The sequence below is a fragment of the Oribacterium sp. KHPX15 genome, from assembly GCF_900107835.1.
Classification (GTDB): Bacteria; Bacillota; Clostridia; order Lachnospirales; family Lachnospiraceae; genus Oribacterium.
The window spans coordinates 228,585-252,409 of record NZ_FNRG01000001.1 but is presented as its reverse complement, the minus strand read 5'-3'; the positions used below and the strand labels follow the sequence as shown (position 1 = coordinate 252,409).

Below are 23,825 nucleotides of genomic sequence, written 5' to 3'. Positions count from 1 at the left end.
ATTATTTATCTGCTTCGCAGCCGCCGGAGTGTGTTGAACCCTCCTGTAATGCCAGCATAGCTCTGCCTTCTTCATCCATGTACTGTCTCTGACGCTTCATAGCAAGGTCAAAGTTAACAAGATGACCGTCAAACTCAGGTCCGTCAACACATGCGAACTTAACTTCATCACCTACGATAAGTCTGCAGGCACCGCACATGCCGGTACCATCGATCATGATAGGGTTCATGGAAACGATAGTCGGGATTCCAAGATCCTTTGTTGTAAGGCACGCAAACTTCATCATGATAACAGGTCCGATAGCGATACACTGTGTGTACTTCTTGCCCTGCTCATTAACAAGCTTCTTAAGAATATCGGTAACGACACCCTTATCACCGTATGAACCATCATCTGTACATACGTAAACATTGGCAGCTACCTTGCGAAGATCATCCTCCATGATAAGAAGGTCCTTATTTCTTGCACCGAGGATTACATCTGCCTCTACGCCATGCTCATGAAGCCACTTAACCTGAGGATATACAGGAGCTGCTCCAACACCGCCGGCTATGAATATGATAGACTTCTTCTTAAGCTCGTCTATCGGGGTATCTATCATCTCTGATGGCTTTCCGAGAGGTCCCACAACGTCTGTGAAGCAGTCACCAGCCTTAAGATGGCTCATCTTCTCTGTAGATGCACCAACTACCTGGAATACGATAGTGATTGTTCCTTCTTTTCTATCGTAGTCTGCAATGGTTAATGGAATTCTCTCGCCAAGCTCACCGAGCTTAACAATCAAAAACTGACCGGGTTCGCATTTCTTTGCAACAAAAGGTGCCTTTACGACCATGAGCCAGTCCTTATCAACTAAGTGCTCAACTTTGGTTATTTCGTACATGATCTCCTCCACACGTTTTTATCGAATTTGCAATAGTTTATGGTCTTTAAGCCTCCATACTTAATTCCCTATCACAACGTCCTAATTATAATCATTTTGCATCGAGTTAACAATAAATTTTTAACAATATTGTGACGATTTTAACAAAAAATACAAAAAAATGCTGTATACAATGGACGTATCTAACAAAGAGCCGGAGGGCATCCATTTATATGCGAGTCGCTACGGCGGATAAATCTATAACAGGCCCCCTAAGAACCACTAGGCCCTCGCCAATGTCAGAGATTTTCTCTTATGAAAACTCTGACTTGGCGAGGGGGCTAAGGAAAAAGGAATCCAAGTGGTTCTAAGGGGGCCTATTATGATTTATCAGCGCCGTAGCTCAACGCATATAAATGGATGCCCTCCGGCTCTGGTCTACGTATTGCAATGATTTACAATTAGTTTTTTTAATTAAAACAAGTTGCTCAAATCGGTTTTTTAAACTAAAATTAAATTTCGCGGATATGATTCTAAAACTACAGGAGGTGCATTATGGACAAACTGAAAAACCAGGATACAGAGCTTGTTCAGGACCGAAAAACCAAAGATGCAGAGATTCCTGTAGCAAATGATGAAGCAGCTATAGCAAGCAGAAGGGCCTTTCTGAAAGCTCAAGCAGAAGCTATGGAGGAGGATCAGGAACCGGAGTTTCCAGAAGAGTCAAAGCCAAACCTCACTGATCTTATTGAATCCATTCCCGACGAAAACAAAAAGGATAATGAAGACCGTAATCTTATCCATACTGATTCCGACGATTTCGATGAAACAGCTGCTGAAGATGAGGACGAGGATGAGCTCGAAGATCTCATTGATGAAGGTAACAAACAGGACATCAGTGAGTACTACGAAGACATGCAGCCGGCAGACTTCGTTGAAGAGATTGATGATCTCGATGACGAAGACATTGAAAAGCTCCCGGAACTCCTTAATACCGAACAGCTGACCGAGATCATGGAGGAAGCTGACGATGATACACGTCAGCGTATCGGAGATCACCTTCCTGATGATACCCTCCTTGAAATGTTCGAGGACATGTCAAAGGACGATATCGTTGATATCCTTGGAGAAATGGAGATCGCCCGTCGTAAGAGACTTCTTAACCGTATGAAGTCCGGCGACCGAAAGATCATTCATACTCTCCTTCAGTATCCTGATGACAGTGCAGGCGGTATCATGACCACAGAGTATATCGCTCTTCGTGAGGACAGAACCTGTGCAGAGGCTTTGGACACCATCAGAGATATCGGTCCAAAGACAGAAGTTATCGAAACCATATATGTAACAGATGAGGATCGTCTGAAAAAGCTGGTGGGAACAGTTGACTTACGGGATCTTCTGAGTTCACCGAGAAACACAAAGCTTTGCGATATCATGGATGACCAGGTAGTTTCAGTTGAGCCGGAAGTTGATCAGGAGGAGGTTGCTCAGGTTGTTTCCAAGTACGACCTGCAGGCAATCCCTGTGGTTTCAAGTAAAGGATCGATTCTTGGCATCATCACCGTAGACGATATCATCGATGTCATCAATGAGGAGCACGATGAGGATATCGCTCACCTGGGAGGAACTTCAGCAGAGGAAGGCCTCGATACCACTCTTTGGGAATCGGCGCGTTTACGTCTTCCCTGGCTTTTGGTAAACCTTCTTACAGCATTCCTTGCATCCTTTACAGTTAAAGTTTTTGAATCCACCATAGCTCAGGTGGTCGCCCTCTCCGCAACCATGACCATCGTTTCAGGTATGGGCGGTAATGCAGGCACCCAGACCATGTCCGTAATGGTCAGGGAGCTTTCAAATGGAGATGTGGATTTTAAGGAAAACTGGAAGTCTTTTGTCAAAGAGATTTTTCTCGGAATTGTGGACGGAGCTGCCACAGGACTCGTTACAGGAATCATCGTTTCCCTGGTTTATGGCAATGCTTTCCTCGGAGTCATCATTTTCCTTGCAATGATAGGAAACCTCATGGTTTCGGGCATATTTGGATTCCTGGTTCCGCTTATTCTGGATAAGCTTCACGCGGATCCGGCTTTGGCTTCAAGTATATTTGTCACAACGGCAACAGATGTGTTGGGGTTCTTTATTTTCCTTGGACTTGCGGATCTGTTTCTTCCGTTTTTGACATAAAAAACATACACCGATTGAGGATTTATTTGATCTTCAATCGGTGTTTTTTATCCACCGGGGACGGTTCTGAATAATCTTTTTTTAAAATATAAAAATGAGCCGTCCCATGGGATGACTCATTTTTGCATAATATGTAATATCTAGGAGTAATCTGCAAAATTAAAAATCTACTTCTGTGTCATAGTAGCAGCACTTAAGCAGCTTCTCCATCTCTTCCTGAGACGGCTGACGAGGATTTGATCCTGTACATGCATCGCCGATGGCAAGTTCAGCGATCTTAGGAAGTCTCTCAAGGAATACTTCCTCAGGAACAAAGCCCTGCTCTGTAGGATATGAATCCTTACCGTAATTCTTGATGCAGTGAGGAATGTTCATATCATCATTCATCTTGCGGAGATACTTGATAAGAAGCTCAACCTTCTCGTCATCGTTGGAACCGCCGAGATGCATATAATCAGCGATAACGCCATATCTCTTCTTTGCAGTCTCATCCTTTGCATTGAAAGCGATAACCTTTGGAAGGTACATAGCATTTGCGGCACCATGGATGATGTGTGCGCCGTAATCAGCGAATGCAGCACCTGTCTTGTGAGCCATGGAATGTACGATTCCGAGAAGAGCATTGGAGAATGCCATACCTGCAAGGCACTGAGCATTGTGCATAGCATCACGTGAAGCCATATCATCATTGTAAGACTTAACAAGATGCTCCTGAATCATCTCGATTGCATGAATAGCAAGAGGATCTGTATAGTCGCAGTTAGCTGTTGATACATAAGCCTCAACTGCATGTGTCATGGCATCCATACCTGTGTGAGCAACAAGCTTCTTAGGCATAGTCTCAGCAAGATCAGGATCAACGATGGCAACATCAGGTGTGATCTCAAAATCAGCGATAGGATACTTAACACCGTTAGCATAGTTTGTGATGATAGAGAATGCTGTAACCTCTGTAGCTGTTCCTGAAGTTGAAGATACAGCACAGAAATGAGCCTTGTGACGAAGCTCAGGGATGCCGAATACCTTACACATATCTTCAAATGTGCAGTCAGGGTACTCATACTTGATCCACATAGCCTTTGCAGCATCAATAGGTGATCCGCCACCGATAGCAACGATCCAGTCAGGCTGGAACTTAGCCATGGCCTCAGCACCTCTCATAACAGTCTCAACAGAAGGATCTGATTCGATGCCTTCGAAGATCTCAACCTCAAAGCCTGCTTCCTTTAAATAATCTTCTGCTCTCTGAAGGAAACCAAACTTCTTCATTGATCCACCACCAACGCAGATCATAGCTCTCTTACCTTTGAAGTTCTTGAGCTCTGCTAATGATCCTTTTCCATGATACAAATCTCTTGGTAAACAAAATCTTGCCATGACGTTATCTCCTTTTTTAATTCATAAATAGAATCGAATGTTAATTTTTTAACGTTCTCAGATATTATATCACTGAAATTATCGGTTGACTATTAATTAACAATTTACTGTTATACGAAATTTCACGCAAAAGTTTGTGCATAATCACATATAAAAATATCTTAATTGTGTCATAATTTAAAGATATTGCACATGAGGTTTAGTTTTAAATCATTGTTATATAAATCACTATCCTATCATTTTCTTTCAAAATTTGTTAGAATATATAGAAATAGTGAATAGATATATCAGAATTGTGGATTTTTTGATTCTGATGCGGAAAAGAGGTAATTATGATTAAGATTGAGAGAACTTCTGTGATGAATCTCGAGAATGCCATGCGTGGTGCACGTAATCCGTTGAATTCATGGGCTCGTTCCGACAGCTCCTATGACGAAAATGGCGACTACATTCTCGGGCCTAACGATCTTTCACTTGCAAAACGTCTTCGTGTTGCAGGTTCAGATCACCGTAAATATGTCCGTATGATCATGGTTTGCTGCGATATCACAGCTCCTCTTTACTGGTGGAAAGAGTATGACACATACAAGGTTGCAACAGTCGCAAACTCAACTTCGACCATGCATAAGATTCACAGTAAGCCAATTGAGTATGATGATTTTTCTCATGATCATCTCACTCCTGATGCCGAAAAGATCATGAAGGATTATATCGCTGAGATCGAAAAAATCCGTATCCGTTATATGGAAGAGGGCAAAAACAAAGAGGACTGGTATGATCTTATCCAGATGATTCCGTCATCCTATAATCAGATGAGAACAGTTACTCTGAATTATGAAACTCTTATCAATATTTATTTCGCACGCCGTACTCACAAGCTTGATGAGTGGCACACATTCTGCGAGTGGATTGAAACTCTGCCTTATGCAAAGGAGATCATCATCGCGAAGAATGATGAGGCGGAACCCATTGATTGATAAAGTGAATATGACACGCAGTTAACTCAATTCCGGTTATTCTGCGTGTCATTTTCTTTCAAATCAAGCTTTTTTAGACACGCAATTTGTTTGCTCTTTTACGTGTCAAATTCTTTCAAAACAGGTTTGTTTAGACACGCAAATTGTTTTTTCTGCTCTTTTACGTGTCCACTTCCCCTTGGCTATGCTTAGACCGCTATGGTTTTACCTAGTATCACTGAGTAGATCAGCTTTTCCTTTACTGTTTTCCCCGTGATGGATTCCAAAGCCCGGGCGTAGAGGTCAAGCTGTTTTTTATATCGTCCGATGAGTGTTTCTTCGTCACGGACATGATCGGTTTTATAATCCACCAGTACGATTTCATTTTCTTCCAGGAAGAAGGCATCGATGATTCCCTGCAGCAGAACATCTTCCGGGATTGTGCTACCTTCAAAGAGTTCGTTATGAGGAAGTCTCAGCATGAAGTGTTGTTCCCTGAACAGGTCATCTGTTTTCTGTGCCTCCCGGAATCTTTCCGCAAGTTCCGACTGAAGAAAAGTTTCGAAACGGGATTCTTTTATCAGTTCGATTTCGTTTTCAGGAAGCTTTTCTTTTAGCTGTTCCATAAACATAGCCGGGTCATCGCTGTAATCATATTTCTCAAAGGCATGGTGGTAGGCATCACCAACGTCTGCTCCGGCTTTTTCCCGATAGTGTTTCTCTGCCGCGGAAAGTTTTCCCTCAGTGACAGATGTTTCCAACGGGGTATCTGAAATTTCACGCATACCTGCAGACTCTGCACTGCCAACTAAATCATTCTGACTATCTGCCAAGTAGACATTCTGCATATCTATAGCAGGAGACCTATGATTATCAGTAATGTTGTATTTCACTTCCGTGTCGGAATTATCAGCTTTTATATGCCAATGCTCCAGCCCCTGAGCCTGTCTCTCCTCTTCAAACTTCTCAATCTCCACTTCTTTAAGTTCAGAAACGGAATGTTTCGGATAAAGTGTAGTGGATTCTTTATATGGATAAACATATGAAAAATCCTTAAGTATTTCTTTTACATCGCAGCTTTCCTGATCCACCTTATTGATCTGCTCGATAAGGGCTTTCTGCTGCTCCGTGAAGCTTTGATCCTTTTCGGCCCTTATCTTCTTAAGCATTTCTGTGTCGTATTTCTTCAGCTTTACAGGATCGTTAATGCTTCTGGCGCCCGAATCATCACAAAGCTTTTCTGCACCTTCCGCCATCATGATCCAGTCGAGGAAATCAGAGGCACTGCTTATGGTTGAGATACTGAGGCTTTTTCCAGCCTCAGCATGCTTGTCCAACAGTTTTTGCAAATCCAGTGTGCAAGCTGTAAGTATCAGTTTATCAACCGCACGGGTCATACCTACATAAAGTACTCTGAGCTCCTCTCCCAGCTGTTCTGTTTCAAGCTTCAGCTTCAGTGCCTGCTTTTTTAATGCAGGTATTTTCACCTTTTCCTGAAGGTCCACGTAATCAAAGCCTATTCCGTATTCTGAATCCACAAGAATCTTTTTATAGAGATCCTGTTTATTAAACTTTCGTCCCAGTCCTGACAAAAATACAACCGGAAACTGTAATCCCTTTGATTTATGTATAGACATGATCCTTACAAGGTCATCCTGATCAGAATAGATCGAAGACTCACCCTGGTCATTATCATACTTCTTTAGTTTCTCGATATACCTGATGTAATCGAACAAACCCTTATATGATGTTTTCTCGAAGGCCAGAGCCATATCCACAAGGGCATCAAGATTAGCCTTTCGTCTGTTTCCGGAGGGCATGGCTGTAACGTAATTATAGTAACCGGTCTCATCGTAGATTCTGTAAAGAATCTCATGTATCGAAAGATATCCGGACATCTGCCTGTATCTTTCTATGTCCTTATAAAATGAAAGGAGTTTTCTGGCCAGCTCATCCCTTATGGGTTCGGATGAAGAAATCTTCTTTTCGTCCAAAACAGCATATATACCATAGATTTCCGCATCCCTCTCCCACAGTTCTTCCGGGTTCATTTCCTTCTCCGGGAGCGATCTTTCCGACTCATCTTTCTCCGCAAGAAGTCCTCTGTATATGGGCTGCAATGTTCCTCTGGAAGCCACTATCTCTGCCATTTCATCATTTGTGAAATCATAGATAGCCGAATGCATAATAGCAGCAAGAGCTATATCCTGTTCAGGATTATCTATGACATTAAGTATGGAAAGAACAGTCTCAACTTCCACTGTATTGAAGTAGCCCTCATTGCTGGTGCAGTATGCCGGGATGCCTTCTTCATTAAGCACATCCACAATGGTATCCGCCCATGATCCCGGGGACCTTGTAAGGATAACAATGTCTCTGTAGGGAATTTCTTCTGCACCGAAATGAAGCTCATGTATCCTGTGAGCTATCATCCGCGCTTCTGCTTCTTCCTTGCTCATTGGATCTTCCTTGTTTCCCAGTTCTTCCTTGTTCTCAGCTTCAGCCATATTCATAGAATTTTCTATACCCGATGATTCCGTAGAAGATGATTCCGCATCTTTACTGTTATTCTCCATGATTAGGAGCTCAGTTTCATACTCCGGCTTCAGTTCATCACTGTACTCTGCATTGGGAAAACCATAGTGGAGCGCAGCATTATCCGTATAATCAATTCCTCCTACAGGTGCCTTCATAACGCACTTAAAGACATCATTGGAGGCACTGATAACTTCATTTCTGCTTCGGAAGTTTTGACTTAGCTCAATGGTGGGATAATTCACATCATTATATTTCTGAAGGAACAGCTCCGGCTTTGCCTGCCTGAAGCTGTAGATGGACTGCTTCACATCCCCTACCTGAAAAACATCCGGTCTTCCAAAGCGTTCCGCCGACAGAGCTTCTATAAGAGTTTCCTGAACGAAGTTCGAATCCTGGTACTCATCCACAAGTATCTCCCGGTATCGCTTTGCAAGATCATCGGCAATGTCGGAATACTTACGGTTTCCTTCCTCGTCCCATGTATATAGAATTTCCAATGCCTTATGCTCGAGATCTCCGAAATCCAGCATGTGCCTCTTAAGCTTTTCTGCCTGAAATCTTTCGATGAATTCTTTCGTAATTCCGATAAGAACAGTCACATGACTTAAGCAGTCCTTTTTCATCCGTGTAAGGGTCTCCGGATCGGGTATCACTATCTCCTTCTGCATATCTTTGATGTCTTCTTTAACTTCGTCTCTCAACCCCTTTGCCGCATCCTTCAATGCCGCTTTTGATGTCTTAAGTCGTCCAAAGTTAACTGAAGGCAGCGCCTCATAAAGGGACTTGATATCGGAAGCCTCCATTAATCTGTCCAGGCCATTAAGTTCAGAGGTGAATTCCTCAATATAGCTCTCCGGTCCATCCGGGTCCTCGCATATTGAAAGTGCATCCTCCATGGCCTCGATATCATCCTTTATTCTTTGCTTTAGCCGGTTAAAATAATACTTCTCCCAGCCCTTGTCACCGTCTTCCCGGGACTCCTCATTAAGACACTTATCCAGATACTCCATAGGCCAGGGATTGGCCTCCGCAAACTCATAGAGTTTCAGGATAATGTCTTCGATTCCTGAATCTCCTTTACCCGTCGCGAAGGAATCCACGAAGTTAAGGAAGTCAGCATTATCCTCCATGGCATAATGCTCCTCCAGAATCTCTGCTATCACATCACTTTTCAAAAGCTTCAGCTCGCCGGTATCCCCGATGCGGAAACCGGGATCCAGACTTATGGCTGCATAGTTTTCGGTTATCAGCTTTTTACAGAAGGAATCAATGGTGGAGATATTGGCATTCTGGATATTTCCGGCCTCGCGGATAAGACCCGGGTCATGAGGGTTCAACTGAAGCCTGGCTTCTATTGCAAGCTTTATACGCTCCCGCATTTCCTGGGCTGCGGCATCGGTAAAAGTCATGATGACCATCTCATCAAGAGAAACCGGATCCTCCTTATCCGTGATCCGGTTTATGACATGCTGAACCAGAACTGCGGTCTTTCCGGACCCCGCAGCCGCTGCCACAAGCAGATTTCCTTCTTTATGATCTATAACCTTTTGCTGATCACTCGTCCACTTCATCCTGCTGTTCCTCCGGCATTATTTCCTGCCATATTTCCTCCGGTTTTTTAACTATCTGTTTTCTGTATTTAAATCCGTTTATACGCTTGTCAAATTTGCAAATGCTGTGATAAGGGCACCAGTCGCAGGCATTCTGATCCTGACCGAGATCCAGGGGATCGATGGCTACCCTTCCGCAGATGATCTCCTGAGCATACTTTTTCATAAGCTCGTCAACATAGGTTTCCAAAGCCTCAAACTGCTTTGTCGAAGCGATGTTTTTCTTTTTCCCGGCATCAACAGCGCCTTGTTTCATACTGACCGGAATAACTTCTGAGTCCTTCACTATGTCCTTGTCAAGAAGCTTTACAATCTCCGGATTTGTATTGACAAGTCCGTCCAGCTTAAGCTCCTTAAGCCATTGTCTTTCCTTTTCTTCAGGAGTTCTTCCGGGATCATAATCAAGGACCGGATCCTGGATCCTGTAGTAAAGCATGGCTGCCGGCAGAACCTCTTTTTTGGGAAAGCGGTTTTTATAATCAGTCATTGCGAAACTCAGGTAGGTCACAAGCTGCAGCTGAAGACCGTTATAAACCTTTGTAAGATCAAAAGCGGTTCTTCCGGTTTTATAATCAATTATCTTCACATACACGTGACTCTCATCCTGAGCTATATCGATGCGGTCGATACGTCCCCTGAGCTTAAGCCCGTTACGTACGTACTCAAATTTTTTCTCCATATCGGCTACATAAAAATCTCCGCGTCTCAGCTGCTCTCTGAGAGCCCACATGGTGGTGCCGGCGATGCTTTGGGCTTTATGGATGATGTATCTGTTTCTTGCGGTACCGAGAAGCATGCTGTATTTATAGGTCTCAGCCACCTTTTCAACATTATCGGAAGTCAGACTGTAAAGTTCTTCTGTACTTAGGTCGGAAATGCTTCTGTTTTGAGCCTCTACATCCCTGAAACATTTCTCTATTGCAGCATGATAGAGAGTTCCTATGTCAACCATCTGTACCTCAAAGGTCTCTCTTTCTTCAAGTTTTAAGCCATACTGAAGGAAATGCGCATAGGCGCAGCGGCTGTACTCTTCAAGACGGGTGATGGAGGAATCCGTAATCATATCGCCATACAGTTCCCTCGCCACTTCTTCCTTTAGTCCGGTTTCTTCATATCGTGTAAATGCTCCCGATATGAGCTTCGCCACCTTCTCCCGGAAATTCTCATCATTTTTAAGAATGCTTAGGTAATTAAGCATCCTTTCATAATCTTTACCGGAGGAGATTGCGGCATCAACTGTTTCCGCGAGCTCTCTTGATGCATATCTTTCGGCTTCCTTTTTTGTGTATATATGGTTCTTCTTTCCCCTCAGTTTTTCTATGCGAAAATCCGCGAACATGTTCCTGATCTCACCGATAAGGCCTGATGGTTTTACGCCCTTTCCGTCTCTGCCTTTTGTGGGGTAACTGAGAATCAGTCTCTCAGATGGATTAAGAAGTGCCCTGTATATATAAAATCGCTGTATCAGAGCATCCTCCAATCTTCCGGGAGCAAGCTCGATTCCCAATTCTTCAAACAGCTTCCGGTCTCTGTCGGAGATTATCTTATGGTCGCTCTCCGACTTGGGGATCCTGTCCGCGGTGATTCCGGCAATGAAGAATACCAGAGGATTTGAGAACCTGGAGCGGGTAAGGTCTCCGATTACAACCTGGTCGGAAGTGGCCGGAATCACACGAACTGATGCCTGATTTAAGCCGGCATCCAGGATATCTTTGAAGTCTCCGGAAGACATAAAAGTATCACCAAGAAGCTTTGACATCTGATCAAGCACTGTATCTATAGCGCCGATGCTTTCGCGAATGGCTTCCGCTCTGTTCTGGTCACCGAGAGCCCTGAGTTTATCGGTAAGAAAAAGTACTTTATCCCTGCTATGTATTTCCTCCATAAATTCTTTAAGGGAAATGATCTTCTCTGAAACATTGGAATCTTTACCTCTTATATTTTTATGAAGGTTAATGAGCGGGCTCATAAGTTTTTCACGGAGGGGTTCCATGTCGTCAGCATTACCCTCTTTATCAAGCCAAGTTTCACTGTATTTACCGATGCCACGCTTGCCGGTCTTTCTAAGGAAATTGTCCATGGCATCTACTTCATGCTCTTCATCGGGGTCATCCTTTGGCAGGGACTTGAGATATCTGGTGACTGAATCAAAGCTGAAATTTTGGTCGATGACGAGAAGCGCGGAACAGAGAATCTCCGCGTAAGGTGAGTCCTTGAGACTTATGGGGTCATCGAAAAAGTATGGGATATCTGCTTCTGAAAACACCTTATAAATGATATCCCTGTAGCTTTCCGGTTCCGTCAGAATGATTCCGATATCCTGATAGCGCATTTTTCCGTTTCTTATGAGGGACTCGATTTCTGTGGCTATGGCCTCAATTTCCTGTCTCTCATCTGCGGCTTCACGGATCAGAAGGGCATCACCTGCCATTGTTTTTTCTTCGTCCAGGTTTCCGTATCTGTACAGTTTTCTCTCTATAACATCAAAGGCATGACCGTGGTCTGTATCAAACCTGTATGCAGGTTTTTGGGTGTCTCTTGGTTCTCCGGTTCTCGCGTCATATCTTGGCTCTCCGGTTCTTGCGTCGTATCGGTTCACGTCTATAGCCGGAGCGACCTCTACTTCAAGCTTCTTTGCTATAGTTGTCAGTTTTTTTACAGTCTGGCGGGAAAGATAGAAAAGATCCTCCGGACCTCTTTCGTCATATATGGAGTCATCGGGGTCAATGCTAACATCGCAAGTCACCAGGGTCTCTTTGGTTACAGGAAGAACCTCCTCAAGGATGTTAAGCTGAATGGGAGTGAAACCTGTGAAGCCGTCGAAGGCAACCACAGAATCCTTTAAAAGCTTTGAATCCGGCATGACTCTGTACAGCTTATCAAGGATTTCTTCCTGAGTAAGGTAACCGTGATCTGTCATATAATCCTGGAATCCCTGATAGATAAGAGAAAGATCATGAAGCTTGTTTCTTGTATAGGATGAGTCCGTGTGTTCGGCTGCCGAATCGATCATATCCGGAGTGACGCGATACTGGTAGAATTCGGATATCTGGGATTTGAGTTCATTCAGGAATCCCGGTTTATCAAGTTCTCTCTGATAGAGCTTCAGCTTGTCCTTTATATCTTCCGTGACTGCTCTCAGGATCATAACTTTTCCCATGTCGTCGATCACGGTCATATCGCTGAGACGGATATTCTGCTCTTCGAATACGCGGTAAGCCAGTCTGTTAAAGCTTAGAACGTCTATGTTCAGGATTCCGTTTCCTTTATTCAGAACGTGTCCCGTGATGTTTTTCTGCATGGCAAGTGTGTCCTGCTCCGGCACAATGAGGAACCAGTTCTTTTTCAGGTTCTCTGGGGCGTGCTTCAGGAAATACTGCAGGATATATTCTGTTTTACCGGCGCCGGTGGCACCGAAGACAAAGGTAAGGCTCATGTGGATCTCCTATTTATTAAATGGGGCGGGTTCATAAGGGGACTGCTTTCAGAGCCGAGTCGCTTGCGGCGGAAAACTCTAAAATCGGACCCCTAAGAGGCTCTAGGCCCTCGCCAATGTCAGAGATTTTCTTTATGAAAACTCTGACTTGGCGAGGGTGCTAATCACGCTATTTATAAGATCTATTTTTTTGGATTACATTATACAATAGAAATTACGTTTTAAGAAATCGGGAATCTGGTTATATAATAATTTTAGAAACTGGTGATTACAATGTGGTCAGTCAGGTTCTATAATTCATATCAACTTAGGGGAACCAAAATTTGAAGTTATGGGGAGGAAATTGTCATGATTCAGAACAACACTTACAAGCTTTCGTTAGCAGCGCTTTTTGCGGCTCTATCCTATGTGGTATTTACCTTTTTACAGATCAAGATTCCGGTTGGCGGAGATATGACTTCCATTCATCTTGGAAATGCTGTTGTAGTTCTTGCTTCGCTCATCATTGGCGGGCCCCTTGGCGGTCTTGCAGGAGCAATCGGTATGAGCATCGGAGATTTCTTTGATCCTGTTTATGCTCCGCTTGTTCCGAAGACTCTCATCTGCAAGTTATGCATCGGTCTCATTACCGGATTAATCGCTCACAAGATTGGAAAGATCACTTCCAGCAACGATCAGCAATATGTGCTTCGGGTTTCTGCTATTGCAGCCGCAGCAGGACTTTTGTTCAATGTCATCGCCGATCCCATCATCGGCTACTGGTACAAGATCCTGATTCTCGGCAAGCCTGCCGCAGACCTTTCACTGACTATCAATTTTGTTTCATCCGGTATCAATGCTGTTATTTCTTTGATCGTCTCTGTAGTTGTTTATATGGCGCTTCGCCCGGCACTTAAGCAGTCAGGATTCTTCCTGAAGCTTGCAAATTAAAGCTAATAAAAGGCGTGTGAAAAACGATTTCTCATTTTTCACACGCCCTTTTACGCAATATGAGCAAACATCGTCCGGATCATCCGCGGTATCCCGTACCGCTGGATTCCTTGATGAGCAGCTGCGCCGGCATAATGATGTTCTTCGGCTTTGCCTTTTTCTGGATCATGTCAAACAGAAGATTTACCGTTTCCTCCGCCATCTGCTCCACAGGCTGCCGGACCGTCGTAAGCTTCGGGATGTAATAATCCCCTTCCTCGATCCCGTCGAAACCGACAACGGAAACATCCAGCGGGATCCTTTTGCCTCTTTCCACTACCGCGCGGCAGACACCGAAGGCCAGAACGTCCGAAATACAGAAGAACGCGGTGATCTCGGGATGCGCCGAAAGAAGGCTGCGGGCGGCCTTGTATCCGTTCGGCCTGGTATAATGCTCGGTCCCGTCGTTCACTTCGTAGACAAGTTCTTCCCGGTAAGGGATCCCGTGGGCTTCCAGCGCCTTCCGGTATCCCCGGAAACGGAGCTGTCCCACCGAAGGGACATGAAGTGCATCTGTTACGATGGCAATATTCCGGTGCCCCTGCTGGATCAGGTAATCTACGGCTTCCCTGGATGCTTCCACATCATCGACCGCGATATTGGCGATCAGATCATCGTCATTCGTGTTCTCGTTAACATTACCGATCGTACTGAAGATGTACGGAACGCCCAGCTTCTTCAGGGCTTCTCCGTCATGGGTGAAATTCCCGCCCAGGAAAATGATCCCCTTAAGGCGTCTTTCCCGGACGAGGGAATAGGCGACCGCGACCTCATCCTCGTTGGCGGATACATGCCGGAGGATCACGGAATATCCTCTCTTCTCCGTCTCCATCTCCATGATCCGGATCATTTCGGAAAAGAATGGATTGCTGATCCCCTTTACAAGAAGCGCCAGGGAATTGGATTCACTGCGCTTTAAATATCTGGCGGAATCATTCGGAACAAAGCCCGTTTCCCTGATGACCTTCATAATCATCTCCCGGGTCTGCGGATTGATATCCGGATGATTGTTCAGTGCCCGCGATACTGTGGAAACACCGACACCGCACTGTTTTGCTATATCCTTGATCGTCACTGACATCGTTTATCAAATTCTCCCATAAGTCTTCGCCAAGATGCACATCTGCCCGGCCAGTTCCTCCGTCAGGGAGCCGCGGTCCATCCTCCACTCCCAGTTTCCGCCCAGGGTGGAAGGCGTATTGATGCGGGCTTCATCTCCCAGCTTCAGGTAATCCTGCATGGGAATGATCGCCGTATCCGCTACGGACACAAAGGCCGCACGGATGAAATCCCAGGATACATTCCTTTCGTCGGTGATTCCGATGTAGCGTTTTGCAAAGAGCCGGTCTGTTTCATTTACATTCTCATACCAGCCCTTCATGGTCTCATTGTCATGGGTCCCCGTATAGACCACGCAGTTGCGCTGGTAATTATGCGGCAGGTAATCGCTCTCCTCTCTGGAATCAAAGGCGAACTGCAGCACCTTCATGCCGGGATACCCGGTCTTTTTCACCAGCTCGCTCACGGATTCTGTCATATATCCGAGATCCTCGGCAATGATCTTCCGTTCTCCCAGTGCCTCCCGGATCTTTACAAAAAGATCATAGCCGGGGCCCTTTTCCCATCTTCCCAATTCTGCCGTCGTATGGCCGTAGGGAATGGCGTAATATTCATCAAAGCCTCGGAAATGGTCGATCCGCAGAACGTCATAGAGCCGGAAGCAGTATTCAATCCTTTTGATCCACCACTCATACCCGGTCTTCTTATGGTAGTCCCAGCGATAGATCGGGTTCCCCCACAGCTGGCCTGTCGCGGAAAAACCATCCGGCGGGCAGCCCGCGACCTTTGTGGGAAATCCTTTTTCATCCAGGCAGAAAAGTTCCGGATGACTCCAGGTATCCGCCGAATCAAAGGCAACATAGATCGGGATATCCCCGATGATTTTGATGCCTTTGCCGTTGGCATAGTTTTTCAGTTCCTTCCAGTGACGCACAAAAAGAAACTGCAGGAACTCATAGAAACGGATCTCATCCGCCAGTTCCCCTGTATATCGCTCCATGGCTTCGGGCTTTCGAAGACGGATGTCCTCGTCCCATTCCATGAAGCTGACGGAGCCGAAATGATCCTTGACGGCACAGTAGAGTGCATAATCCGAAAGCCATTCTCCGTTCTCCCGAAGGAAAGCGGCAAAAGCCTCCCTGTCTGCGTCATACGCTCCGCCGCGCCATACAGGAAGCGGCTCCAGAGCAAAAGGACTGTTATGATACGCCTTCCGAAGAAGCGGATATCTCGCCGCATACACCTTGTCATAGTCGATATACCGGTCGTTGTCTCCGAAGTCCCCGGCATCAGCTTCTTCTTTCGTAATGTATCCGGCTGCGATCAGCTTCTCCGGATCGATAAAATACGGATTGCCGGCAAAGGTGGAGAAAGACTGGTACGGAGAATCTCCGTACCCGGTCTGTCCGAGGGGCAGGATCTGCCAGTAGGTCTGTCCGGCCTCTGCCAGGAAATCCACGAATTCATATGCCTCTTTTGAAAAGCTACCGATCCCGTACGCTGAAGGAAGTGATGTTACGGGAAGCAGTACGCCGCATTTACGTTCCATTTCGACTCCAATCTTACAATAGATCAGCCCTTGACTGCGCCTGCCACGACGCCTTCGATGATGTGCTTCTGGCAGACCAGGTACAGGACGATGACCGGAATGATAGTGATGACGATACACGCCATCATGGGTCCCATCTGGACGCTTCCGTAACTTCCGCGGAAATACTGGATGTCCATGGGGATCGTACGATATTTCTTGATATCCAGGACCAGGGTCGGCAGCAGATAGTCGTTCCATACCCACATGGTCTCCAGAATAGCGGTAGAAATCGTCGTGGGCTTGGTGATCGGCATGACGATCCTAAAGAAGATCTGCAGAGGGCTGCAGCCATCGATCATGGCCGCCTCTTCGATCTCCAGGGGCATGGACTTCATGAAACCGGTGAACATGAACACCGCAAGACCCGCTCCGAATCCAAGATAGATCACACAGATATTATAAGGAGTATTCAGTTTCAGTGTATCCGCCGTTTTGGAAAGCGTGAACATGACCATCTGGAAAGGTACGACCATGGAGAACACACATAAATAGTAAACGGCGCTTGAAAACTTTGATGTCACCCGGGAGATGTACCATGCGCACATGGAGCAGCACAGGATGATCAGTGCAACACTGGAGACTGTAATAAAAAGACTGTACCAGAAGGAGGACATAAAGTCCATCTTTGTTACGCCGTATATGAAATTCTGGAATCCGTTGAACGCGTTCCCTATGGGCATCTCAAAGATCCGGTTCGTACTGATTGCGGATTCGACCTTCAGAGAATTGAATACGATCAAAAGGATTGGGTACATCCAGATCACGCAGACAATCGACAGGATGACCGTGATTACAGAGTTGATGCTCTGCTGTTTTCTTCTTACGCTCTCTTCTCTCGTCATTTGCTGTGCCATTATACCTGCACCTCCTTAGATCTGGTAAAGCGGAGCTGTACCAGTGATATGACGACCACGATCAGGAAGAAGACAACAGCCTTTGCCTGTCCGATACCCTTCCAGGAAGCGCCGCTTCTTGCGTAATAGGTCTCATAGATATTCAGTGCCAGCATCTGCGTGTTCTTGGCCGGTTCACCATTCGTAAGGGAAAGGTTCTGATCGAAGAGCTTGAAGGAATTCGTCAGTGTAAGGAACGTACAGATCGTGATACTGGGCATGACCATGGGGATCTTGACGCTCTTAAGTACCTGCCAGGAGGTCGCGCCGTCGATCTCGGCCGCTTCAATCAGATCCGGTGAGACATTCTGAAGACCTGCGATATAAATGATCATCATATAACCGATCTGCTGCCATCCCATCAGAATGACCAGGCCCCAGAAACCTTCTTTTGCGGAAAGAGCCAGAAGGGGCATTCCCCATTTGCTCAGAAGTCCGTTCAGAAGACTCTGCCAGATATAGCCCAGGACGATACCGCCGATCAGGTTCGGCATGAAGAAGATCGTACGGAATACGTTGGTTCCCCTGGCCTTGCGCGTCAGGAGCATAGCCAGGAAGAATGCAAGGATATTGATGGTCAGGGTGGAAACGATCGTAAAAAGCGCCGTGAAGCCGAATGCATGCACGAAGGTCGCATCTTCAAAGACCTTCGTATAGTTGGAAAGGCCGATGAACGTGACCTTTTTCAGGGTCTGGAACTTGCAGAGCGACAGGTACAGGCCCCAGATAAACGGCCAGATAAAGCCGATCGTAAAGGCGGCCATGGTGGGAAGCACGAAGACCGGCCAGTATTTTCTGATTGATTTTTCCATTTTGTAACTCCCGCAATGAATCGTGATTTAAGGCAAGAGGCGGGCAATCAAGCCATGAGAATTGCCCGCCCGTGTTGTTCAGATCTTATTTGGGCAGTTCAGATCATTCGATGGTACGAATGTTTTTCCGATCACTCATTCAGAGCATACTCTGTTGCCCAGCCGTCAACAAATGCCGTTACAACTGCATCCCAGTCGCCTGTGCCTGCTGCATATGCAGTAAGGGCAGAGCCTACGCCGTTCTTCCAGTTCTCGGAAGGCATGGTCGTGAAGTTCCATGAAACAGGAGTCTTGCCGCCGGCTGTCATCTCGTTGTCCTGCTTTACGAATACGTTGGGGGACTCGACTGCTGTCTTGAAAGGAATAACAAAGCCCATGTCGTTCGCCATGCATGCAGCACCGGTCTCGGAGGATGTGCACCAGTTGATGAAATCAAGTGTTGCCTGGATGTCATCATCAGATGCTTCCGCATTTACACACCAGTAGTTCTCTGTACCTGTGCAGAGGCCCTGGTTCGCATCGTCAACACCGAAGTAGATCGGAATCATCGCGATCTCATCATCCGTGAACTTCTCAGCAAGGCTGGAATACTCCCAGGAACCATTCTGATAGAATACCGCTTCGCCGTTCAGGAACTCATTGCGGGCGTCATCGCCGGTCTTTGCGGAAAGTTCCTTGGGATCGCAGGTGGAATCTGTGATGTACAGATCGAATACGTTCTTGTAGTTGTCAAGGAAATCGCCCTTGATGGCATCGGTCTGGTCAATGCCGTCTGCCTGATACTCATAATAGATGGGAAGGTTTGCAAGGTGGGTCTTGAATCTCCAGTCGGAGGAACCATCCATACCGGTGGAAGCGAATGCGCCCTTGACGCCGATCTCATCCTTGCGGGCCTGGATATCGTCCGCGATCTTCTTCAGATCGTCAAAGCTCTTGATATCGTCAACTGTGTAGCCGGCCTTCTCCAGAAGGGTCTTGTTGGTGATGATGCCGTAAGACTCGATAACATATCCGACACCTGCGATGCTGCCGTCTTCGTTCTTAAGCTCGAAAGCGTCACTTGTCAGGTTGTTCACGATATCGGAACCCGTAAGATCATAGCAGTAATCAGCCCAGTTCTTGAGACCTACCGGACCATTGACCTGGAACAGTGTAGGAGCATCGCTTTTTGCCATTTCAGCCTGCAGTGTTGTCTCATACTCGCCGGATGCTGCCGTAACGACGGTTACCGGAACACCTGTCTCTTCCGTATATGCTTTGGCAAGTTCCTGCCACTGCGGATCTGCTTCCGGCTTGAAGTTCAGGTAATAAACCTTGCCGGCACCTGCCTCTACCGCAGGAGCAGCTGCTTCTTCCTTCTCTTCCGCAGAAGCCTCTTCCTTGACTTCTTCCTGAGCTGCAGGTGCAGCCGTGGGTGCGCTTGCGCCGCCGCAGCCGGCGAGGACTGTCGCCGCCATGGAAGCTGTTAAAAGGACACTTACTAATTTCTTCTTCATATGCTTTCCCTTTCTGTTCTGATTGAATACAATGTAACTCCAACTCCGGAATAGATCTGCTGCCGGACTGCCGTTCAGTCCGGAATCGGTTTCGGTAACGTTTCCGGCACTGTTACCAATGTACACCGATTGTTGTATTTATTCAACATTTATCCATATCTTTTTTCATTTTCGGCACTTTTCTACAAATTTACCTTGGGCGGTTTGTGAACTATTCTTACGGGCCCGGGCCGGGTGCGTCGCTGGCCGGGTGCGGCACGTGGTCACGACCTACAAATGAAACGAAGACGTCTATCACAAGTGATAAACGTCTTCGTACTATTCAAATTAATAAGCTATAGAATTGTCTGATACAGTGTTAATCCTCCACAGGATTAAGCACTGCTTTTATCACCTTGTCTTCGTCATAGTCAGGTGCGAATTCTGCTGCAGTGTCACAAATGGACTGGACTCTTATTTCATCCTCTTCAAGCTCATCAGCTATCTGAGTTACACTTTTTTCCCTACGAAGTTTGCGACATATTTGAGAAATAAGTTTCTCTTCTTTTCCCTCGTCCTTTATCTTAGCTTTTGCATCAGCAACTGCCGCATCATATTCTCTAAGCCATTCCAAAGTACTGTCCTTCATTATATCACCTACCTTCCTGCTGACATTTTCTCTCTTTTCATTCAGTCTCCGAGTCACTTTCTCCATTTCCTTGATTATAACACCCTTGGTTCTTAGCGACAATACAGCCTCCGGGAGCTGATGTATACGCTCAATCACCTCGAAATATATATCCTCAAACTCCTTTAATTTCTCTTTGTCGTGTTCATAGATATCCATTTGACTTTCGAGATTAAATGCAAAGAATGGTAACAAGAAATGCAATTTGTTTTCAAACATCTCTTCAATACCGAACCATGCCTCACATATAACCGGTGCCTCATAAGATACTTCACCGCCTGGTGTTATAATCCTAAATCTGACTCTTTCAGGAGGATTACCCTTGTCTCTTAGCACAAATAATGCACTATGTGGTATCTCGATTATGATTTCATCATATTCGTAGGTGCCATTGTCAATAGCCGTTTGGAAAGCATATTGAATTATCCGTATCAACATACTCCCGGAATATCCATTACTCTGACACTCCATATGATACTTTTTGGTTATTCCGCGGAAAGTGATGCTAAAGTGTGAATCTGTAATCTGTTCTTCAGTTTCACCATCTGTATGCTCAGCAAAGTGTTGATTGCGTAATCTGATGATTTTTGCTGAATTGTCGTAATTCTCATGAAAAACATAATTCACAAGCTGTAGCAATGCATCATCACATTCTGTTTCAAGAATTCTTACAGCTTTATCATATGCAGTGTAACTCACTGTTCTCTTTTTTTCTGACATATAAGTACTCCTTTCTACGCCAATATTATAGAACAGTCGTTCTTGTATATCAATATAAACGAGTACATATGTTTCGTTTTTTTGTTTAATTACGCTTCTACTTGAGCATTAACTTGAGCAATATTACCGCCTCGGTAAACATTTCTATGCTCATTAAAACCTCAAAGCGCTTTATGGTCTGTTTATAATCTTTTAATGGTGCTACTATTGCACGAAAAATTTATACTTGTAAAATTAAACTAAATGAGTCATGTTTTTTGAATTACATATAAGGATCAGGAGGGTAATAAGCTTGAAATATTTTAAATTATTTTTTGTTACATTGATGGTTTCAATCCTAATGATGATATCTGCATTTGCCGGACAGTGGCAGCAAGATGCTCTTGGAAGTCGTTATCTGAAGGATGATGGTTCCAATGCTATCGGTTGGGAATGGATTGATCGCAACAATGATGGAATAGCTGAACGATACTATTTCAATGAATCCGGTTATTGCCTCATAAATACTGTCACACCGGATGGATGTTTAGTTGATGCTAATGGTGCATGGGTTGTAAACGATGCAGTTCAGACGCAGGCATTATCTGCACAGCTATCTATAACGCAGAATGCTTCGGCTTCTGCATCAACGTCAAAATCGGAGCAAAGTAACATCGGAACAGTATGGCTCTCCGCAACCGGATCCAAGTATCATTCACGCAATAACTGTGGAACCATGAACCCGGCTAAAGCCAGAGAAGTATCTCTGGATGAAGCTCAAAGTTTGGGAATGACAGCTTGTAAAAAATGCTTTAAATGATCCCCCTGAAATAAGATATTAAAAGGCGTTTGGCACAGTGCCAAACGCCTTTTTTAATTTCGTATACTATGGTTCATGGTAACAAATTTAATAAATTAAGACTAAAAGATTTTAGGCGAAAACTTTTACCGGAAAGAATATCTCTTATGGTGAGACTTCTGTTCGAACAATAACATCATTTTCAACAGTAATGTCGGCACCAAGACCACCATTAATGCTGTTTAGAGTTTGAATGAAAGCACTCTTACTTGATTGATGTGGTCCGTCTTCTCCTCCTTCATCTACCCAGAAAGTACAGTTATCAGAAAACTTAAATGTTTTATCGTGGTATCCTATAGGTGGCCAACCACCATCATAATCTGTTTTTCTAAAGTACCCTTTGATATGAACTGATTCATTATCTGCATAAATGATATCTGCACCACTTCCTACATTATATGAATAGTCTGCAGGGGTTTGTATGACTACATGATATTCCCCACTCCATACATCTTCCTTTATACCCTCCTGGCTTGCAGTACTGCCAACCCTGGCATATACATAGTCTGATTCGTCTGCACCAATATAAAGCTTATCTCCTTCAAAATACAGTGAACATTCAGCTATCTGGACAATATTCCAATAGCCCGTATCACTGTATTCAAATGTTGAAATATTTCCATTATCCCATATTTCCACCTCTAAGAGCGTATCAGACAGATAATGAACACTGATATTTTTATTCACTTCTGCTCTATCCACTGAATCCGGAAACCCATTGACTTCATATCCAATGAGCGTATACTGCACTGTCTGCCCCGCCACGGACCCTGACTCAGATATGTATTTTCCGTCGGCGCCTACATAGTATCCGTCAGGCGTGTATGCATTTGTCAGCATGGCGCCATCTGCACCGACGTAATAGGTGCCATCAATCCACTGGTTCCTGAGCATGGCACCGCTATCGTTGAAGTAATATTTCTTTCCGTTTATTTCCTGCCATCCGGTACGCATGATGCCATCAGTTCCGAGATAATAGGTATTTTCTTCGTATTCCTGAAGGCCGGTGAGCATCACTCCTGATTTATCAAAGAGATACCACAATCCACCTATCTTCTGCCATCCTGTAACAGATGACCCATCGGCTTCATAGTAATGTCTTCCGTCGGCCTCATCCACCCACTCATTGAAATGATATTTGCTTTCATCAAGCTTTATCACATAGGTAGCAGTTTTGTGTTCACCTTCGTATCCGGTTTTACTTACAGCATAATACTCGATGCTGTACTTTCCGTTTTTTCCAAGGGTTATGGGTTCACTATATTCGTTCTCTTTGTTACCGGTTACTGAACCTTCATCAGAATTTGTATCATTTACACCGGTCCCGGAAACTATGTAAAAAATCTTACTGTTCTCCGTTGCGTCCAGAGTCAGTCTTACCGGATTATTATATGTTCCCTCAGCTTCAGAGATGGTGACCTCCGGGTTTACATCTGACAAAACATCCGCTATCTTCTGATTTTCCGGCATCAGAATCACAGCTTCCTGAAGGAATTCAATCTCTTTATCGATATCGCCGTTTTTTTCATATGTGTCTGCAAGAAGAACGTACAGATCTTCGTTCTTCGGATCTATCTCCAGCATCTTCTGCAATGTCAAAATCGCTTCGTCATAGTTCTCTTCCGCTATGTATTTATTGGCGGACTTAAGCATTCGCCTGATGCGCTGCGCCGGAAGATTGAAATACACCAGTATCCCGACAAGCATTGCCAGAAGAATTACTGTCACTATAGAAATAATTAAAACTAAATGTGATTTCTTTTCCATACATACCCCTGATCGCTCTTTATGGTTAATACCTTCCAAATATAATACAT

At 45.0% G+C, this 23,825-nt stretch carries 15 protein-coding genes; 4 read left to right on the top strand and 11 right to left on the bottom strand.

Annotated features, from left to right (window positions below):
- Nucleotide 1: 1 nt before the first annotated feature.
- Nucleotides 2–883 carry a sulfide/dihydroorotate dehydrogenase-like FAD/NAD-binding protein gene (locus BLV86_RS01000; protein ID WP_031549896.1) on the bottom strand — a complete coding sequence of 294 codons (882 nt, stop codon included), beginning with the start codon at nt 881–883 and terminating at the stop codon, nt 2–4.
- Nucleotides 884–1,417: 534 nt separating this feature from the next.
- On the opposite strand from BLV86_RS01000, the gene mgtE reads away from it, so the two are divergent.
- Nucleotides 1,418–3,046: a magnesium transporter gene (gene mgtE / locus BLV86_RS00995; protein WP_242873203.1), complete on the top strand. Its 1,629-nt coding sequence runs from the start codon at nt 1,418–1,420 to the stop codon at nt 3,044–3,046.
- Nucleotides 3,047–3,205: 159 nt separating this feature from the next.
- Here the strand turns inward: mgtE and BLV86_RS00990 are convergent, their stop codons facing one another.
- Entirely contained in the window at nt 3,206–4,423 is a 1,218-nt protein-coding gene (locus tag BLV86_RS00990; protein ID WP_031549900.1) for an iron-containing alcohol dehydrogenase, read from the bottom strand.
- A gap of 332 nt (nt 4,424–4,755) precedes the next feature.
- Here BLV86_RS00990 and BLV86_RS00985 point away from each other — a divergent pair, with 332 nt between their 5' ends.
- Entirely contained in the window at nt 4,756–5,400 is a 645-nt protein-coding gene (locus BLV86_RS00985; protein ID WP_090814806.1) for a hypothetical protein, read from the top strand.
- A 188-nt stretch (nt 5,401–5,588) separates the two neighbouring features.
- On the opposite strand, the gene addA is transcribed toward BLV86_RS00985, so the two are convergent.
- A complete protein-coding gene (gene addA / locus BLV86_RS00980) occupies nt 5,589–9,488 on the bottom strand; it encodes a helicase-exonuclease AddAB subunit AddA (RefSeq protein WP_090814805.1) in 3,900 nt (1,299 codons plus the stop codon).
- Nucleotides 9,472–12,963: a PD-(D/E)XK nuclease family protein gene (locus BLV86_RS00975; RefSeq protein WP_090814804.1), complete on the bottom strand. Its 3,492-nt coding sequence runs from the start codon at nt 12,961–12,963 to the stop codon at nt 9,472–9,474. Before BLV86_RS00975 ends, addA begins: the two co-directional genes overlap by 17 nt.
- 348 nt (nt 12,964–13,311) lie before the next feature.
- Here BLV86_RS00975 and BLV86_RS00970 point away from each other — a divergent pair, with 348 nt between their 5' ends.
- The gene (locus BLV86_RS00970) at nt 13,312–13,893 is read left to right on the top strand and encodes an ECF transporter S component (RefSeq protein WP_090814803.1); all 582 of its coding nucleotides are present in this window, start codon (nt 13,312–13,314) and stop codon (nt 13,891–13,893) included.
- Between the two features lie 79 nt (nt 13,894–13,972).
- On the opposite strand, the gene BLV86_RS00965 is transcribed toward BLV86_RS00970, so the two are convergent.
- The 6 genes from BLV86_RS00965 to BLV86_RS00940 form a co-directional block, all read right to left on the bottom strand.
- Nucleotides 13,973–15,013 (bottom strand): LacI family DNA-binding transcriptional regulator, encoded by a 1,041-nt coding sequence (locus BLV86_RS00965; protein WP_090814802.1) that lies wholly within the window; start codon nt 15,011–15,013, stop codon nt 13,973–13,975.
- 6 nt (nt 15,014–15,019) lie between these two features.
- Nucleotides 15,020–16,540, bottom strand: coding sequence for a 4-alpha-glucanotransferase (gene malQ / locus BLV86_RS00960; protein ID WP_090814801.1), 1,521 nt, complete (start codon nt 16,538–16,540; stop codon nt 15,020–15,022).
- A 23-nt stretch (nt 16,541–16,563) separates the two neighbouring features.
- A complete protein-coding gene (locus BLV86_RS00955) occupies nt 16,564–17,436 on the bottom strand; it encodes a carbohydrate ABC transporter permease (RefSeq protein ID WP_090814800.1) in 873 nt (290 codons plus the stop codon).
- Nucleotides 17,436–18,287, bottom strand: coding sequence for a carbohydrate ABC transporter permease (locus BLV86_RS00950; RefSeq protein ID WP_090814799.1), 852 nt, complete (start codon nt 18,285–18,287; stop codon nt 17,436–17,438). The genes BLV86_RS00955 and BLV86_RS00950 overlap by 1 nt, the downstream gene beginning before the upstream one ends.
- Nucleotides 18,288–18,418: 131 nt before the next feature.
- Nucleotides 18,419–19,783, bottom strand: a complete 1,365-nt coding sequence (locus BLV86_RS00945) for an ABC transporter substrate-binding protein (RefSeq protein ID WP_090814869.1) — start codon at nt 19,781–19,783, stop codon at nt 18,419–18,421.
- 358 nt (nt 19,784–20,141) lie between these two features.
- On the bottom strand, nt 20,142–21,170 hold the full coding sequence (locus BLV86_RS00940; protein WP_090814798.1) for a hypothetical protein: 1,029 nt from the start codon (nt 21,168–21,170) through the stop codon (nt 20,142–20,144).
- 292 nt (nt 21,171–21,462) lie between these two features.
- On the opposite strand from BLV86_RS00940, the gene BLV86_RS18190 reads away from it, so the two are divergent.
- Nucleotides 21,463–21,969, top strand: a complete 507-nt coding sequence (locus BLV86_RS18190) for a hypothetical protein (protein ID WP_090814797.1) — start codon at nt 21,463–21,465, stop codon at nt 21,967–21,969.
- Nucleotides 21,970–22,113: 144 nt separating this feature from the next.
- On the opposite strand, the gene BLV86_RS00930 is transcribed toward BLV86_RS18190, so the two are convergent.
- Nucleotides 22,114–23,775 carry a tetratricopeptide repeat protein gene (locus BLV86_RS00930; RefSeq protein ID WP_090814796.1) on the bottom strand — a complete coding sequence of 554 codons (1,662 nt, stop codon included), beginning with the start codon at nt 23,773–23,775 and terminating at the stop codon, nt 22,114–22,116.
- Nucleotides 23,776–23,825 lie beyond the last annotated feature (50 nt).

Bases quoted from the DNA above. Each gene is read 5' to 3' on its own strand.
- addA (WP_090814805.1), bottom strand. From the start codon at position 9,488: ATGAAGTGGACGAGTGATCAGCAAAAGGTTATAGATCATAAAGAAGGA.
- BLV86_RS00990 (WP_031549900.1), bottom strand. From the start codon at position 4,423: ATGGCAAGATTTTGTTTACCAAGAGATTTGTATCATGGAAAAGGATCA.
- BLV86_RS00975 (WP_090814804.1), bottom strand. From the start codon at position 12,963: ATGAGCCTTACCTTTGTCTTCGGTGCCACCGGCGCCGGTAAAACAGAA.
- BLV86_RS00940 (WP_090814798.1), bottom strand. From the start codon at position 21,170: ATGTCAGAAAAAAAGAGAACAGTGAGTTACACTGCATATGATAAAGCT.
- BLV86_RS01000 (WP_031549896.1), bottom strand. From the start codon at position 883: ATGTACGAAATAACCAAAGTTGAGCACTTAGTTGATAAGGACTGGCTC.
- BLV86_RS00945 (WP_090814869.1), bottom strand. From the start codon at position 19,783: ATGAAGAAGAAATTAGTAAGTGTCCTTTTAACAGCTTCCATGGCGGCG.
- mgtE (WP_242873203.1), top strand. From the start codon at position 1,418: ATGGACAAACTGAAAAACCAGGATACAGAGCTTGTTCAGGACCGAAAA.
- BLV86_RS00965 (WP_090814802.1), bottom strand. From the start codon at position 15,013: ATGTCAGTGACGATCAAGGATATAGCAAAACAGTGCGGTGTCGGTGTT.
- BLV86_RS00950 (WP_090814799.1), bottom strand. From the start codon at position 18,287: ATGGAAAAATCAATCAGAAAATACTGGCCGGTCTTCGTGCTTCCCACC.
- BLV86_RS00955 (WP_090814800.1), bottom strand. From the start codon at position 17,436: ATGGCACAGCAAATGACGAGAGAAGAGAGCGTAAGAAGAAAACAGCAG.
- malQ (WP_090814801.1), bottom strand. From the start codon at position 16,540: ATGGAACGTAAATGCGGCGTACTGCTTCCCGTAACATCACTTCCTTCA.
- BLV86_RS00970 (WP_090814803.1), top strand. From the start codon at position 13,312: ATGATTCAGAACAACACTTACAAGCTTTCGTTAGCAGCGCTTTTTGCG.
- BLV86_RS00985 (WP_090814806.1), top strand. From the start codon at position 4,756: ATGATTAAGATTGAGAGAACTTCTGTGATGAATCTCGAGAATGCCATG.
- BLV86_RS00930 (WP_090814796.1), bottom strand. From the start codon at position 23,775: ATGGAAAAGAAATCACATTTAGTTTTAATTATTTCTATAGTGACAGTA.